Below are 15952 nucleotides of genomic sequence, written 5' to 3' on the forward strand. Positions count from 1 at the left end.
ATCCCGCAACTGGGGCAATTTAGCAGTGCCTCAGCCAGCGGATGCACCGAAAATAGTTTTGATTGTTGAGATGTAAATTAAAGATTTAACAAGTTTTTCGTTCATTATTAATGAAGGAAAAACTTTTAATATTTCGTTATTAAGCAATACTGCAGACAGTTTTTGATAGAAACCCTTATTCTACGGTTTTCTAGGCAATTCGGCAATCGAACTATCAACGGAAAATCTAGGGTTTCAGACTAGGAACTAAAAACAGTCTGGACTATTGATTAAGACAAACACCAAAAATCTCAACCTAAAAAGTCTACTGCTCACATCACCTAAATAACATAAATTATTAACGAATGTAAAAAAATTAAGTAGGTGATTAATTTTTTTAATTTGTCAAAAATGTGGTATAATATTATTCCTGTTTAACAAAGTTATATCAAATCGGGTAGCATCGGAATTCATATTACCCACCGCCAGGACACGGCAGTGCCGTGTCCCTACAATTAATCTGGGTAGGGAAACGGCACTGCCGTGTCCTTTATATCATTCCGGTGCAATCGGAAACGATAGGAGCTGCTCGGTGGGAAAAAATTAAAAAATCCCCGCAATTATTGAATGCTCGTAGTTTAAGACTACTGGCAGGCGGGCGAGTAGATCGTAGGTGAGCTAAGGATTTCTATCTCACAAATTGGTCAAACCATGCGAAGCTTTGCGAAAGTAAAGTGGTGGAAATTAACTCGACTATTACCAGCGAGATTAAAGGGCGAATACCATCTTGGGTACCAAACTGCGCTCTTAATTTTGGGGGGAACAATTCTGGCAGCTAGCATCACGGGTTGTATTAGCTATCAAAGCGTTCGCCGCTTGATTATCACCAAAAGCGAGCGAAATGCTTTCTTAGAAGTTAGGGAGCGGGCAAACAAGATCGATCGCTGGCTCGGCACTAGAAAGGCTGAGATCGAAATCCTCGCCAACACTCCTCCCGTTCGTTCGATGAATTGGTCCGTGGCAGAGCCTTATTTAAAATCGGAAGTAAATCGACTGCAAGAATTTCAGCACTTGGCATTAATTGAGCCCAACGGTTCTTATTTCACCACAAAAGTCGGCAGAGCGTTGATTACTGTGAGCGACCGCCAACACTTCAAAAAGGCAATGGGTGGGGAAGTATATGTTTCCGATCCTACCATTTCTCGCACGCTCAAAGGACAAAGTATTGTTCCCATTTCGGCTCCGGTGTGGTCAAATTCGGCAAATTCTATTGATAAAACAGCACAAAAGCCGATCGGAGTAATGAACGGCGTCATTAGCATCGACCGAATTGCCGAAGTAGTAGGAAAGCTGGAATATGGCGCAGGAACTTACGCTTTTGTTCTGAATTCTCAAGGAGTGCCGATTGTGCATCCCGACGCTGGATTAATCGGAAATATCGACAATTCGGCTCCCAGTCTTTTAGAGTCGGCAGAGGCTAATTTGGCAAATGTAGCCCGGGAGATGGTTTATCAAAAAACGGGGATTGTGCTGACTCAAATCAACGGCGCCAGAGTTTATGTTGCCTATCTTCCATTAGAACAAGCTGAATGGTCGCTAGCCCTCGTAATTCCCCGCGAAAATCTCGAAAAAGAACTCCTTCCTTTCAAGATACTAGCAGTAGCCGCCGGCCTACTTGCAGCCGCAGCTATTTTCGCAGCAATTGTGGCCCTCAAGCTGTTTGCCCTAAATTGCATTCGCAGACGCACAGAAGCCCTTCTCCACCGATTGACCGGGCGCATTCGGGCTTGCTTGCACCTCGATCGCATCCTCCAAACTACAGTAGACGAACTCGGTACTTTACTGAAGCTCGATCGAGCAATTTTCGCATGGTACGATCCCCGACAAGATACTTTAGAATTTGGCTGGGAATATTGTCGGGAACGTTTGCCGGGGCGCTTGGGAATTTTTGGTGTTCTAGGAGGGCCCTCTGGAGATTTAGCTGCACGGCTTCACCGCTGCGAAACGATACTGCTACATAAAACGGCCGCCCCTGATGCCACAGCATCTGAGGAACACGCCTATATCGAACTCACAAATAGTCACTACGCAGCAGTACCCGTACTAACTCAGAATCATCGGCTGGGATATCTCTTCGCCTGTGCAAATCGGCGGTTTGCGACTCCCGACGAGGTGGAAGTTTTGGAAGCAATTGCCGACTCGCTGGCGATCGCAATTTCCCAATCCCAACTCCACGGGCAAATTCAAGAAGAACTCAAACTTTTGGAAGAAGTATTAGCCAAACTCAGAATCACCGAAGAGCATTTAGTACAAAGCGAAAAAATTACAAGGGTGGGTCAACTAGCCGCCGAAGTTGCCCAAGAAATTAATAACCCGATTAACTTTATTTACGGTCGCCTGATTCACCTCAACGATTATATCAAAGATTTGCTTAGTATAATTCGCCTCTATCGAGAACAATATACCGAACCTGTGCCACGAATTGCAAAAAAAATAGAGACGTGTGACCTAGATTTTATCAGCCAAGAGTTGCCGCAAATCCTCAATTTTTTGAAAATAGGAGCCGATGGCATTCGCCAGATAGTCCTAGCTTTGAAAAAATTTTCACTTACTGACGAAGCCAACAAAGAACACGCCAACGTCAATGAGAGCATCGACAATATTTTGCTGTTGCTGGCTCACAGACTTGAGCAAAAAATATTAGTAGTCAAGGAGTACCACAACCTGCCGCCAATTTTGTGTTATCCCGCTCAACTGAGCCAGGTATTCGCAAGTCTCATGATCAATGCTATAGATGCAGTTAAAACGATTGAAAACTCGGCTCAAATTATTACAATCAAAACCGATATTGTCGAGGAACATACAGGCAGATTTATTGTTGTATTGATCGCCCACAACGGCTCCCCAATTCCACAGGAAATTCAACACAGAATATTTGACCAGTTTGGTCCTACTAAATCATTGAAAAATTTTACAGGATTGGAGCTGTCGGTTTGCTATAAAATTATTGTAGAATTGCACGGCGGCAGGCTGACAGTTGAATCTCCAGTGCAATCTCAAAATAAATCTCAAACTGGTGGCGGTGCTGAGTTTATGGTAAAATTGCCGATCTTTTGAGCTCGGATTTTGCCGCCAGGGAAACCCGTCGCAAATCTTGCCAGCAAGCTCCGCGGAAAGCTTAATTTGGCTTTGCAGTGAAGACTTTAGTTCTCATAAAACGGAGGGCTGAATTCCTCACTAAAAACCTAACGATCATTTATTTGCCCATCAAAACTGCTATAATAGAATTAGGGAAATAATAAAGGTGCAACCACAGCAAACAACCAGCCTCCCATGACCAAGACTTCCGCAACAATTAATAAAATATTTCTGTTCATTTTCAAATTAAGCATTTTCACATTAAGAGCGATCGACCAAAGAGCGAATTTTCTTCCACCAAGCAGCCGGCGAATCTTCTAGGCGATAGGCGGCATCAAACATCGACACAATTAGCGCCAAACCCCCCACTTTCGCACTCATCAACAAGTGCATTGCGAGACAAAACACCAATACGACCCAACCAGAAGCGTGTAAATAATACCAAACCTGCGTCAATTCCCCAGCCGGCAGCCATTCTTCCTTAACCATACTGCCAGAAGCGATCGCCCAAGTCAGTGCCAGCAACATCAACGTATTCACAATCCGGTGCAAACTGTACCACCAAATCGGTTTTCCCAACTGCGTTAGTTTGCCAAAAGAATCCGGCTGCACCAAGCGTTTTTGACCTGCGTGGAAACTGTACACTGTAAAAGCCGGCATTATTCCTAACAGCAACATCTTGCCAAAAGTGCCGTGAATCCCGATAATATCTGTAATCTGAGGCACGGGGACTTTGCCAAGCCGCCCATCGTAGGTGTTGTAAACCAGAAATGCGGTCAAAATTGCTAAAAGGGCGATCGCAGCGTTAACCCCATGCAGTAATCTGAGCAGCAATGGCTGGTAGGGTCTAGATTGCGGCATAGTAAATTCTGTTACTTGATAAATAATCTTTTAGAGAATACAGCTAACCGCTGATTTTTTCAACCCGCGCCAATTGTGAAATAAATGTGAGTAAAAAATGAATAGATTATGATAATAACGCAAATATATCAAATTTTAGTGTAAACTAAAACAATCAAGAGGAACACTTTATTTATACTACCTAACACCTTACAAAAATGGATGCAGCCACTACCATATTACTCTCCTTGGGACTAGCAGCAGATGCTTTTGCAGTTGCTGTTTCTAGCGGTTTAGCAATAAAACACATGAAGCTGAATAAAGCTTTAAAAATCGCCTTATTTTTCGGAGTATTTCAAGCTTTAATGCCCGTCATAGGATGGTTAATAGGTCTGAGTTTTAGTTTTTTGATAACACCGATCGACCATTGGATAGCTTTTGGGCTTTTGAGTTTCATTGGCGGTAGAATGATTTACGAATCGCTGCAAAGCGAAGAATGTGAGAAAAAGTTTAATCCCTTAGATACGGGAACTTTGATAACGCTGTCGGTGGCAACGAGTATCGATGCCCTCGCAGTTGGCCTCGGATTTGCTGTCCTGAAAGATTCTATTGCTCTTGCGGTGACTGCGATCGGATTTATTACTTTCTTTTTAGCCTTTGCAGGGGTGTTTATCGGGCACAAGTGTGGCAACTTGTTTGCTAATAAAATTGAGATATTGGGCGGATCAATTTTGATTTTTATTGGCAGCAGAATCTTGTTTATGCACTTGACAGAAGTGCCATTAGTTATGGGTCAGTAGTCAGTTGACAGTTGTTAGTTGGCAGTTGGCAGTTGGCAGTTGTCATTGGTAATTGGGAATTTTCCCAAATCACAACTAACAACTGACAACTGACCAAAAAATGCTATAACACCAATGTTGTGTTAAAGGATAAAAATTTCGTGCTGAAACTTTACGGCGGAGCCCGCAGCAGGGCCTCAATTGTCCAGTGGTATCTAGAAGAAATAGCGGTTCCCTACGAATTCGTCATGCTGGATATGCAAGCAGGGGCACACTTGCAGCCAGAGTATCTCGAAATTAACCCGATCGGCAAAGTACCCGCGATCGCCGACGGAGATTTTAAACTTTGGGAATCCGGCGCAATTCTGCTGTATTTAGCTCAAAAACATGGTAAAATGCCAGACACTTTGGAGCAGCAAGCTCAAATCGTGCAGTGGGTCACGTTTGCTAACGCCACCCTGGGGCCGGGAATCTTTACAGAAGCAACTCGCGATCGCGAAACTCCCAAGTTGTTAAAACCGTTAAATGAAATCTTTGAGAAACAGCCGTTTTTAATGGGTGATGAATTCGGCGTCGCTGACGCAGCAGTCGGGTCAATTTTAGCCTACATTCCGATGATGCTAAAACTAGACCTTAGTGCTTATCCTGCCGTTGTAGATTACATCAAGCGGATCTCAGAAAGACCGGCATTCAAAAGTGCGATCGGCGGTAGCTGAAGCCAGAAAGAAGAACGAAACAAAACTTAATAGCTAAAAGCAGGGGCAATTTGTGAATTGCCCCTGCTTTTGATGAAATCAAACTTATCTAAATCCGACAGCCGCCTGCCAAACAAAAGCCAGCAGCAAGAAAAATACGGGAATGACCGGCAAAACATTAACCAAAGGCTCAAAAATCGAATAAGCTTCGGGCAGTTTTGCTAAGAGTAATGCAGCTTCCATGAATCAACCTACCTATCCAACAGAATTTTCATAATTGTCGCATATCTTTACCCACGGCAATCATGATTGATCGACTCTCGGTGCAAGCCAGTAGGCAAACTCTTCAGTAAATCGATCGGCCAAAATCGCCTCCCGCATCCTCCCCGTAAAGCGAATCAACTCTGTCACATTGTGAAGCGCCAGCAAAGTATACCCCAGCACTTCGTTAGCCCGCGCCAAATGGGCCAAATAAGCCCGACTGAATTTTTGGCAGGTATAACAAGGGCAAGACTCATCCAGCGGAGCAAAATCCTCCCGGAACCGAGCATTTTTCAAACTCCAGCGTTCCCCACCCACAAAAGCCGTCCCGTGGCGGGCCAGCCGAGTTGGAATCACACAGTCAAACATATCTACGCCACTCGCCACCGCCAGCGCCATTTCCCGATAAGTCCCAATCCCCATCAAATAACGCGGTTTATTTGCCGGCAACAGAGGCGCAGTCACCTTCACAATCTCTGCGATCAAATCCCCCGATTCCCCCACACTAACGCCGCCGATGGCGTAGCCTGGTAAATCCAAATCTACCAACTGGTTCGCCGCGCGCGATCGCAAATCGGGGAAAACGCCCCCCTGGACGATGCCGAACAAAGCTTGATCCGGGCGCGAGTGAGCTTGAATGCAGCGTTGCAGCCAGCGGTAAGTGCGATTTGTGGCAGCCTCCACCTCCTCTCGCGTAGCGGGGTAAGGGGGACACTCGTCAAAAGCCATAATCACATCAGCGCCCAACTCATTCTGAATTTCGATCGATCGTTCCGGCGTCAAATTAATCATGCGGCCATCGCGGGGAGAGCGAAAAGTCACCCCATTCTCAGAAATAGTCCGCATTTGGCTCAAGCTAAACACCTGAAAGCCGCCCGAATCCGTCAGCATCGGGCCTGGCCAAGCCATAAATTTGTGCAATCCGCCAGCGCCTGCGACAATCGCTTCCCCCGGCTGCAAGTGCAAGTGATAAGTATTGGCCAAAACCATTTGAGAACCCGCCGCCTCAAGATGTGCCGGGGTCAAAGTTTTGACATTAGCTAGCGTCCCCACTGGCATAAATTTAGGCGTTTCCACAACACCGTGGGGAGTGGCAAAAACCCCTGCACGCGCTTGGGTATGGCTGCAATTAGCCTGACATTTAAAAGAAAATTTCGCCCTGTCCTCAGTCATTAGTCCCCGATGCTCGTTAACCGCTACTCGGCCGTCCGTGTTATCTAATCTATTGTTGTTGACATCGCGACAAAAAACTCATGACCCCGCCCAAAAACGGATACAAGTTTCCGACAATCGTCGTGGAGGGCAAAAAATTTTAGACCTTAGTTCTAACTCCCAGATTCAAAGCTGCGAGTAAATCTAAAATCTAAAATCTAAAATCTAAAATCGACTGACTGACGATTAAAACGGGGAATCATCATCATCTAATTGCAGATCCCAGTTGCCTGAGAGTACCTGATCGACAACCGCATCCAAAGCCGCAGCATTTAAATTCCGGGCGAATTGCTCTTGCAAAGGATTGGAGAGGGGAATTAACCGCAACTGCCGTCCATCTTGAATCAGGTCAAAATAAGCACCATCTTCAGGGGACTGTTTAAGTTCCAGGTAATCAAAACTATAGACGTTCAAATAAAGCGCATGATTGGCAATCAGGGTAGAACGGTGGGGGTTGGCGAAGACTTCGAGCACATAACCTTCCCCTTCGCTATAAATCTCGCCATCTTGTATGTGAAGGTAGCGGACACGTCCTAAATCAAACAGCAATCTTTTGATATCGCGTTTGTTGACGACAATCCCTGTATCGATGATGCAAGGAGCAACTACCCTGTTATTCAATTGATCGTGACTCATGTAGTAAAAGCCTCTGTTGTAGTATTTTCCCGTCTTGAACATCAGGGAGTTAGCTAGAATTCTTGGGAAGGGAAACGCGGATCTTGAGTTTAGTCATTTTAGATAGGGAGCTTTGGGATCGCTGCCGACAGAGGTTTTCCGGGGAAAAGAGCGGGCGACAGGAGGAATGCTCGATCCAAAAAACTAGGGTGTTACAGTCCAATTCTGGCACACGCTAATCGATTGACAACTGCATACCAGATGAAAAATTTTCTATCTTATGGTGCATGATAAATGGGTTCGCTCTACGATCGGCTTTTTCCGGAATCAAGGCGCTGCCATCGCAGCCGCAGTCGCTTTTTATACTTGTTTGCCGGTACCAGTGTCTTGGACTTTGGAGTTTCGGGGCATTGCCCGCTTGGCCCCGGCGATCGGGCTTTTGATTGGGGGGATGGTGGGACTGGCGGATGTTGGGTTGCAGTTGTTGGGAATGCCTGCTCTGACTCGATCGGCCTTGGTGGTAGTCTTGGGCATCGCCGTGACTGGCGGGCTGCACCTAGACGGGGCAATGGACGCGGCGGACGGGCTGGCTGTACCAGACCCGGTACGCAGGCTGGAAGTCATGCGGGACAGCGTTACAGGAGCCTTTGGGGCGATGGCTGCGATCGCGATCGTGCTGCTGAAAACTGCCGCTCTCTCGGACTTGAATAACTATCGGTGGCTGGCTTTGATGGGTGTGGCGGGTTGGGGGAGGTGGGCACAACTGGTGGCGATCGCCCGCTATCCCTATCTCCGGGCCGAGGGTAAGGGAGCTTTTCACAAAGAATCGATTTATTCTCCTTTTGATTTTATCCCCGGAGTGCTTTTGCTGCTGAGTTTGAGCGTGGTGCAAGTTGTCTTGGAGGGCGATCGGTGGCTGTTGGCGGTGGGGATGGCTTTGGGGGGAAGTGCGATCGGAATTTTTGCCGGAGCCTGGTTTAACCACCGTTTGGGCGGCCACACGGGCGATACTTACGGTGCCGTAGTCGAGTGGACGGAGGCTTTGTTGCTGTGTCTTTTGGCGGCTCTGGAAGGGTAAATTATGTCATGTTGCCATTGTTTTAGTGAAGACTTTAGTCCTCAACTTACCAAATAATGACGGTTCTAGCAGGTGGAAATCCGCACTCAATAGCAATGGTTTTCATCCTGTCTGCCTTCAAATGCCACCCTAAATTAGATACAGCAAACCTCAAACTTTAAAGAAAGCTATGGGATACTTTATTGCTGCGCTCGTCCTCGGAATGTTAATTTTAGCTGGGTTCGAGATTGTCTAAACAATCCGCCCCTAGGAGAGCGCACATTATACAAAAACAAACCAATCCCACATAATATAACCACACAAAATGAATGGAAAATGCCACGGCAAATTTTCCATTCATTCTCACTTTTTACGCTTTCGGCTCAACCCAAACCGTCATCCCCTCAACCCTCAAACCTTTGCCACGAGTGCCGCAATATTGACCGTTAGCAGTAACAGGAGTATCGCCTACATTCTGGATGTGAGCCGTATAAAATACGTCGTATTTATCAGCTTGCGGCCCTGTCAGGCGGGCGGCAAATCCCTCAATGCGCTTGGCTTTGCCCCGGAAACCTGCCAACTCGCTTTCCGAGATCCAAGCAGTATCGCCAACTCCTTCAACGTGAGCCATGTACTGCAAATTTAAACCGGGAACGGGAGGCTCTATTTTAATTTGAAATCCTTCCACGCGACGGCCTTGAGCTTTAGTACCCGCATATTCTCGATCGCTAAAAGTTCGATCGCCAATTCCTTGAATATGCGCCAACACTTTTAAACCCACCGGTGCCACAACTTGGGAACTAGCAGACGGCGCGATCCAAACTTTGATGCCCTCGATTCTCAAAGCTTTGCCGCGAGTGCCACAATATTCGCCGTTGGAAGACACGTCGGTGTCGCCGATATTCTGAATGTGAGCGCTATAAAATAGGTCGTACTTATCAGCTTGCGGCCCGATCAATCGCACTGCAAATCCTTCAATTCGTTTCGCTTGACCCCGAAAACCGGCCAATTCTCCCTGGCTGAGCCAAGGAGTATCGCCAACCCCTTCGACGTGAGCCATGTACTCGACATTTAAACCGGGAATTGGGGGATCGATATTAATCGCAAATCCTTCGACACGACGCCCTTGAGCTTTAGTACCCGCGTATTCTTGACCACCGAAAGTTCGATCGCCAATTCCCTGAATGTGGACCAAAACTTTGATTCCCAAACCGCCCTCTACAGGAGCTTCTTGAATGTCCCGAGGTGCCCCAAAAACAATGTTCCCGGAACCGGTTGTCTGAAGAGACTTAGGTACTTCTACGCTGGGAACAATAATTACCTCGTGCATGGGGACAGAAGGTGCGGGGGATTCCAAAATCTGGATTTGTGGCGCCACTGTAACTTGTTTCGGTGCTACATTTCCTGAGGGGATGACAATCACTTCTGGCAAAGGTTCGGCGCTGATTTTTTGTTCTGCCGCTGGTTTAAATGCGGGTTCGACTTTTGCAGGTGCTGCTTTTACCATCTCAGCAATGGTTAATTTGCCTCTGGAAATGGCTACGGCTATTTGTTTTCCAAAAGCGGCGCTGACTGTTTCTTCGAGGATGACCCACTGTTCGTCGTCTAATTTGTCTTGCTGTTCCACTAGGGCCAGCACTGCTGAAACTGGGTGTTTGCCACTGACTAAGGATTCTGCGTCGGAATGCAGTTGAGTTGGGGTAGATTCCGAAATCGCGCGCTGCAGTTCGCGGGCTTTGGCATGAACTGATTGTAAGGGCGCGAAGTCGCTTTGTTCGCGGTGGGCGATCGCCAATACTCGATCGAGCACTTTCAATGCTGCATCGCGAATTTCTGCTTTACCTTCAGAAGCTGCTGCAGTCTCGACTAAGTTTTGAATGTCTTTGAGGGAAGCAATTTCCCCCGGCGCGATCGCGGATTTGTTGAGTTCGAGAGCTTGTTTTTGGACTGCGGCAAAGTTGCGGCTGTAGGCTGCTACTTCTTGCAGCAAGCTGTCAGAGGGAGGAAAGCCCGAGTCTTGCAGTTGTTTTGCTGCTTGGGATAAGCGATCGGCCAAATTAGCATAAGTTTCCGATAGTCGGGCTATTTGTTGTAGCAAATCTTTATGAGCTAGTTCCATATGTCTTGCCGTAAATATTTAACTTGCTGATTATAGACGTTGAGCGTCTTCTGAAGGTAGAAGGCAGTAGTCATCAGTGATTAGTCCCAGGGAAAAAGAAAAATGCTTCCCCTCTCCGGCTCCTCCACTCGGACACTCTCCGACTCCCCCATGCAGACACCCGGACACTCTCCGACTACCCAGTCTCCGACTCCGCCTCTGGCATCCCCCGCGTGATCGCCGTCACAACCGTGCAAATACTTAGTCACACTCTCCGACTCCGGTTGTCACGAGTGCCCCGTAACAATGTCACACCTATCGAGCAATAGCCGTCACTGCTGATTCTGTGAAAACAGTTGATACTGAGACTTGAACCAATAAAACCCCGAAGTGTTATGGTACTAATTCGCGATCTCGCCCAGCAAGCTCTGGCTCTAGGCTATCTAACCATTGAAGCCGAAAATCAACTGCGGCGGATGTTAACTACCACCACGTATGACTTAGAAGACTTAAATGCTTTTATGGCTTTGCAACTAGCAGCTATGTCCGGAGGAGTGAAACAAGAGTCTCGCGAGCTGAAAAAATTTGAAATCTTTGGCGAGACGGCTTCCGAAACTTCCTGTTAGTAACTTGTTTGCTTTTGATTAGTTAAAATTTAGTAAGGGAAATTTCTACCGTGCAGATTCGTGAAGTTGTAAAACAAGCTATTGCCGCTGGATATCTAAGTTTGGAAGCGGAAAAGGAAATGCAGAAGATTTTTTCCTCAGCCAAGTGTGATTTGGAAGATTTGAATGCTTTTATGAGCTTGCAGTTAGCTGCCATGGCGGGTCGCGTAAGGCAAGAGTCTTTGGAATTGATGAAAATGCCAAGTTTTCCCGAAACGAATTAACGAGCTTTATTCATTCATGTGCTTTCCGGCAAAATAAATATTAATTAATCAATTTACTAAAAAATTTTATTTAAGAGTTATTTTTTCTAACGTATAACTAATTAATTTTACCACTATTCCTATCTTGCTTAACTCGGTAGTAAGCCAATCAATTCTAATTTAAATGATTTTTAAAATAAATGTTTAAGCTTGTAGGCAGGACTTAGCTCCTCAAAGGCAAGGCGGGGATGACCAGACCTATCACCCTGTTTGCTGACTAACTGTCGATCGTTAGCATTCAAAGGTTATTTCTTGTTATAGCAATTTCATTTGAGATGTAAATATGGATTTCTATGGTAAAATACATAGGAAACTTTCATAATAAATGAAAGGGAAGAAAGCAAATGGAAGCCAATCAAAATGAAAAAGAAAGACAAATAGAAGGTTTAATCAAATTTATAAATAGTAATGGAGACTCGCGAGAAATGAAGAGAGCCTTAGCAGTAAAACTAGCTCTCCAAGGTTATGTGTACAGAGCGATATAAAATATACTAAATGTATCTCAAGGTTTTGTAAGTAAAGGGAAAAAATTTATAACACAAGGAATACCAGGTCTAAGATTAGGCTATAGAGGAGCGAAAACCAAGCTAACAAAAGAAGAAGAATCAACCATAAAATGGTTATCATGCCGCCAATAATATTGGGATATATCAGAAATAGAAATATATTTAATAGAGGAGTACGATGTTATATTTAAATCGAAATAAAGTTACTATAATATTTACAGAAAAGAGAAGATAACCAGACAAAAAGCTGAAAAAGTAAATCCGATAAAAAATGAAAAAGCAGTCAAAAAAAGAATTGAAAGACTTAACCAATTTCTCGAAGATAATAGATAGAAAATAGAGTCGGGACAGCTTGTAGTCTATGCAATAAACGAATGCCATTTAATGGAGGAGACATTGTAGGTGAAGGATGGGGAAAGTCAAAAGAACGCGTGGAAATACCAATTAATAATTATAAAGATAGGCAAACTTATTATGGTGCATTAAATTTGTTAGAGCCAGATTTAATTGTCGCCAAGTATTCAACGGGGAATGGAGAAAATACTGTCAAATTTGTCGAAAATTTACAAAAGAAATGTCGGAAAAAGATTGTTAATATTTTGGGATGAAGTCAGGCATCATACCGGAGAGAATAGGCGGAAATTTTTAGCAAAACAAAATGAAGGACTAGCCCCTTTGGAATGGAAAATTACTTGTGAACTTTTTGCCCCTTATGCACCCGAAGAAAATCCAATTGAAGCAATATGGTTTCAATTAAAAAGTTTGATCGGGATGTTTTATCGTTTAGTCAAAAAAATTAATATTATTAATCTTTTATTTCAATTGTTTGCTAAATATAATCTTTTCAATTTTCCTAACTTGAAAAAATTTGATGCCTTTTCACAATTCATATAGGATTGCTATATATCAATTCCGGTTGCACTCCTTATTATGATAGGTTTGAGCTACTTTTTCAATACATTGACAGGTCTGGCGGGGAGGATAGCCAACAATTTATGATAAGTGATTAACTCGACTTGGTATGAAAAAGCTAATATTATTTACCCTCAATTAACCGCAATCAAATTGGTTAGTAGTGAGACCGTGAATCTTCATCAAACGAGTTGGTAATTTCGGCGTCACTAGCAACATTGTAACGGTTATTTTACCAAATTTAATATATATTCAATGAGACTATTTCCTACGACTCCGACGCTCTAGCTCTTTTATTACTCTCAGAACAAACAGCGACATTAAAGCGCCAATCAATGACAGTTGCCACAACCCGCATCCTGCCGCAGTTCCTAAAGCTGCTGATACCCAAATAGCGGCGGCTGAGGTGAGTCCGTGAACTTCAACTTTACCTATTTGCTCTTGATTTTGCCGCAGGATTTCTCCGCCTCCCAAAAATCCAATCCCGGCAGCAATGCCTTGAATTACGCGCGCTACAGCATCTCCTCCATTTTCATTTTTACCCATTGCCAGCGGCATTAAAACAAACAGTGCAGAACCCATACTTACTAGCATATGAGTTCTCAATCCCGCTGGTTTGTTTCTGAGTTGGCGCTCCCATCCAATAATTCCGCCAACAAACATGGCTAGGCACAACCTTAACAGTATGCCTAGCCAATTATCGGGAGACCACAAGTTAGCGATCGACAATGTTTTACTGCAAATAATTAATCCGAAGATTCCAATATTAGCGGAGTACGATGTCCGATCGCAATCTCACTGCCAAATCTTGTTCCGGGCGAATCACGAGTACGTCAACGCTGCGCCGCCCCAACAATACTCCAGCTAAAGCGCCGATCCCAGCGCCTCCCAATACTTCTTCAGTGGCGATGGCTTTGTCGCCGGTAATGCCTGCAAGTGCTGCTGCTGCTGCTGCACCCAAGGCTGCACCTTGCGCTACTGAACCTGTGCCAGCACCTTTTTGGACTCTTTCGGTTCTAGTAATAATTCCTGAATTTCCATCAATCCGATAGCGTTGGCGGCGGCTGATAATTAACTCCCTCGCAACAAATTGAGTACCACTCTGATTGCCTCTTCTGACAGGTTGCAGTGCCCCGACTATCTGGCTGCCTCTGGGGATTAATACTCTGCCTTGAGGTGTGCGGATGTCTTGCGCTACTGTTAAAGTTAAAGGTGCAGTTTCTTCGCGGGTGACAACTATTTTGTCTTTTTCATAGCTAACTGGAATTACACTGCCCGACGGAATTCGGATGCTATCAAATTGGGAAATTCGTTGTTGGGCTTCTGCGGGAGTAGCTACCACCAGCGGCGCGCTGGTTCCCACTGTAATCCCCAGTGCGAGGATTGCTGCTGTTGCTGAACGCCATTTTTGAGAAGTAATCATATAAATTGTCTCCTTGCTTCGGTTTTTGTTTACTTAGGAACGCACTACTGCTAAATTTGTTTCTTGTTTCCCATTCATCTGATGTTTTGATTATGGCAGGCTGGAATTCTAGAAGTTGGGAAGATAAGGTAGATAATCCAGAATTTTAAAATTTGGAAAAATAGATAAAATCGGCACGAGTGGGAAGATAAGGAGGATAAAGGAGAGATTTCGGTTCATCGTCCCCCTTAGCCTCTAATTAGTTAAGGTGAAATCACAGCCGGAAGCCTGGGGACAGGAGATTAATTGTTGAGAGCGTTTAAGGCTAGCAATCCAGCACCGAAAGCTGGTTCATATCGGGGCGAAATTACCTTAGCTTTTGGAGCGATCGCACTTATGGCAGCTTCAAACCGACCTCGGCAATTTGCCTCTCCACCCCACACACCTCCTACGATCACAATTTCAAATTCTTCTGTTTGGTTAAATAGCGCTGAAATGGCTATTTTTGTTGAATAGGTTAATTCTGCCACAGCATTATTGATAATGCAGTCAGCGACGCGATCGCCCTCTGCTGCTGCTCCCTCGACAATCGGCGCTAAAGCTGCAATTTCTTTGACTCCCCAACCGCGCCCGTAAACGACTTCTACCAATTCTTCTAGGTTATTGAGGCCTAAATGGTTTTGAAATTTTTCTGCAAGCACGGTAAAATCTTCGCGTCCGTCATAGAACTTCAAAGCAGCTTGCAAACCCTGAAGGGCAATGTTATATCCGCTGCCTTCATCGCCTAAAATATATCCCCAACCGCCGACTCGTTTAGTTTTTCCGTGACGGTTTTGCCCAAAAACAATCGAACCGGTTCCTGAAATAACCGCGATACCCACTGGATGGCCTGTACCGCCAGCAAGTGCGATCGCGCAGTCACTGGAAATTACTATATTCCTAGGCAGGAACGATCGGGTTACTGGTAAAGTATTCGTCAACTGCAAGTTCTGCACTACAAATTGCACTATTTCACGATCTTTTGGACGCCCGACGCCTGCTAGTCCCAGACCAATTGCTTCTATGTTGAGATTGCCTACAGCCTCGACCTGAGCGGACAGAACTGCTCGTTCGATCGCTAATTGGATGGATTGTTTTGCCGTCTCAATTCCCAGGGTTTGATAATTTGACGGCCCTGCTTCACCCCGTCCTAAAACAAGGTGGTTGTCGTCCATTAAAAGGCAGATAGTTTTAGTGCCTCCGCCGTCGATGCCGAATACGTAGCTCATGAATAATTTAGAGAATAATAGAGCAACCCAGATTAGCAGATATATCTCTATTCTACGCTTTGTACAATCCGATTAAATCGAGAGAGCAATGCTAATAATAATTAAACCTAATAAAGCTAGCCAAACCAGATGGCGCTGACACCAATTTTTGATCAATTGCAGCCCGTCACCGCTGCTGTAACGGTTCGTCTGTGGCACAAGTGGCTCAGCTCGATCGTGATAAAGCGTGCATTCTTTGGCAAAGGGACGCTGCGGGTAGTTG

At 45.1% G+C, this 15952-nt stretch carries 18 protein-coding genes and 1 pseudogene; 9 read left to right on the plus strand and 10 right to left on the minus strand.

Features of this window, described 5'->3' with window-relative positions; translation table 11 throughout:
* Positions 1 to 792: 792 nt before the first annotated feature.
* Complete coding sequence (locus QUA38_RS08345) at positions 793 to 3096, plus strand: cache domain-containing protein (RefSeq protein WP_333160810.1); 2304 nt, start codon at positions 793 to 795, stop codon at positions 3094 to 3096.
* A gap of 282 nt (positions 3097 to 3378) precedes the next feature.
* Here the strand turns inward: QUA38_RS08345 and QUA38_RS08350 are convergent, their stop codons facing one another.
* Entirely contained in the window at positions 3379 to 3978 is a 600-nt protein-coding gene (locus tag QUA38_RS08350) for a cytochrome b/b6 domain-containing protein (protein ID WP_333160812.1), read from the minus strand.
* Positions 3979 to 4175: 197 nt separating this feature from the next.
* Here QUA38_RS08350 and QUA38_RS08355 point away from each other — a divergent pair, with 197 nt between their 5' ends.
* On the plus strand, positions 4176 to 4757 hold the full coding sequence (locus QUA38_RS08355; protein ID WP_333160814.1) for a manganese efflux pump MntP family protein: 582 nt from the start codon (positions 4176 to 4178) through the stop codon (positions 4755 to 4757).
* A 140-nt stretch (positions 4758 to 4897) separates the two neighbouring features.
* Positions 4898 to 5452 (plus strand): glutathione S-transferase family protein, encoded by a 555-nt coding sequence (locus QUA38_RS08360; RefSeq protein WP_333160831.1) that lies wholly within the window; start codon positions 4898 to 4900, stop codon positions 5450 to 5452.
* Between the two features lie 84 nt (positions 5453 to 5536).
* Here the strand turns inward: QUA38_RS08360 and QUA38_RS08365 are convergent, their stop codons facing one another.
* The 3 genes from QUA38_RS08365 to QUA38_RS08375 all read right to left on the minus strand — a co-directional run bounded on the left by QUA38_RS08365 (position 5537) and on the right by QUA38_RS08375 (position 7540).
* Positions 5537 to 5674: a photosystem II reaction center protein K gene (locus QUA38_RS08365; RefSeq protein WP_006634808.1), complete on the minus strand. Its 138-nt coding sequence runs from the start codon at positions 5672 to 5674 to the stop codon at positions 5537 to 5539.
* Between the two features lie 60 nt (positions 5675 to 5734).
* Entirely contained in the window at positions 5735 to 6865 is a 1131-nt protein-coding gene (gene tgt, locus QUA38_RS08370) for a tRNA guanosine(34) transglycosylase Tgt (RefSeq protein ID WP_333160816.1), read from the minus strand.
* A 225-nt stretch (positions 6866 to 7090) separates the two neighbouring features.
* Positions 7091 to 7540 carry a hypothetical protein gene (locus QUA38_RS08375; RefSeq protein WP_190662161.1) on the minus strand — a complete coding sequence of 150 codons (450 nt, stop codon included), beginning with the start codon at positions 7538 to 7540 and terminating at the stop codon, positions 7091 to 7093.
* 259 nt (positions 7541 to 7799) lie between these two features.
* On the opposite strand from QUA38_RS08375, the gene cobS reads away from it, so the two are divergent.
* Entirely contained in the window at positions 7800 to 8597 is a 798-nt protein-coding gene (cobS, locus tag QUA38_RS08380; RefSeq protein WP_333160818.1) for an adenosylcobinamide-GDP ribazoletransferase, read from the plus strand.
* Between the two features lie 349 nt (positions 8598 to 8946).
* Here the strand turns inward: cobS and QUA38_RS08385 are convergent, their stop codons facing one another.
* On the minus strand, positions 8947 to 10695 hold the full coding sequence (locus tag QUA38_RS08385; RefSeq protein WP_333160820.1) for a hypothetical protein: 1749 nt from the start codon (positions 10693 to 10695) through the stop codon (positions 8947 to 8949).
* Positions 10696 to 10775: 80 nt separating this feature from the next.
* A complete protein-coding gene (locus QUA38_RS08390) occupies positions 10776 to 10943 on the minus strand; it encodes a hypothetical protein (RefSeq protein ID WP_333160822.1) in 168 nt (55 codons plus the stop codon).
* A 126-nt stretch (positions 10944 to 11069) separates the two neighbouring features.
* Here QUA38_RS08390 and QUA38_RS08395 point away from each other — a divergent pair, with 126 nt between their 5' ends.
* From QUA38_RS08395 to QUA38_RS08415, 5 genes are all read left to right on the plus strand, one after another.
* On the plus strand, positions 11070 to 11300 hold the full coding sequence (locus tag QUA38_RS08395) for a hypothetical protein (RefSeq protein WP_333069764.1): 231 nt from the start codon (positions 11070 to 11072) through the stop codon (positions 11298 to 11300).
* A 50-nt stretch (positions 11301 to 11350) separates the two neighbouring features.
* Positions 11351 to 11563 (plus strand): hypothetical protein, encoded by a 213-nt coding sequence (locus QUA38_RS08400; RefSeq protein ID WP_333160824.1) that lies wholly within the window; start codon positions 11351 to 11353, stop codon positions 11561 to 11563.
* Between the two features lie 383 nt (positions 11564 to 11946).
* Positions 11947 to 12087, plus strand: a complete 141-nt coding sequence (locus tag QUA38_RS08405; RefSeq protein ID WP_333095084.1) for a hypothetical protein — start codon at positions 11947 to 11949, stop codon at positions 12085 to 12087.
* Between the two features lie 395 nt (positions 12088 to 12482).
* Positions 12483 to 12716, plus strand: coding sequence for a hypothetical protein (locus QUA38_RS08410; protein WP_333095082.1), 234 nt, complete (start codon positions 12483 to 12485; stop codon positions 12714 to 12716).
* The gene (locus QUA38_RS08415; protein WP_333095081.1) at positions 12697 to 13002 is read left to right on the plus strand and encodes a hypothetical protein; all 306 of its coding nucleotides are present in this window, start codon (positions 12697 to 12699) and stop codon (positions 13000 to 13002) included. The genes QUA38_RS08410 and QUA38_RS08415 overlap by 20 nt, the downstream gene beginning before the upstream one ends.
* A 279-nt stretch (positions 13003 to 13281) precedes the next feature.
* On the opposite strand, the gene QUA38_RS08420 is transcribed toward QUA38_RS08415, so the two are convergent.
* The 4 genes and pseudogenes from QUA38_RS08420 to QUA38_RS08435 all read right to left on the minus strand — a co-directional run.
* Complete coding sequence (locus QUA38_RS08420; protein ID WP_333160826.1) at positions 13282 to 13683, minus strand: MgtC/SapB family protein; 402 nt, start codon at positions 13681 to 13683, stop codon at positions 13282 to 13284.
* Positions 13684 to 13786: 103 nt separating this feature from the next.
* Positions 13787 to 14443, minus strand: a complete 657-nt coding sequence (locus tag QUA38_RS08425; protein ID WP_333160827.1) for a hypothetical protein — start codon at positions 14441 to 14443, stop codon at positions 13787 to 13789.
* Between the two features lie 281 nt (positions 14444 to 14724).
* Positions 14725 to 15690, minus strand: a complete 966-nt coding sequence (locus QUA38_RS08430; protein WP_333160829.1) for a BadF/BadG/BcrA/BcrD ATPase family protein — start codon at positions 15688 to 15690, stop codon at positions 14725 to 14727.
* 72 nt (positions 15691 to 15762) lie between these two features.
* Positions 15763 to 15952: pseudogene (locus QUA38_RS08435) on the minus strand (zinc ribbon domain-containing protein); the annotation flags it as partial.

Origin of the sequence: Microcoleus sp. Pol12B4, from assembly GCF_036701385.1 — a bacterium.
Lineage (GTDB): Bacteria > Cyanobacteriota > Cyanobacteriia > Cyanobacteriales > Microcoleaceae > Microcoleus.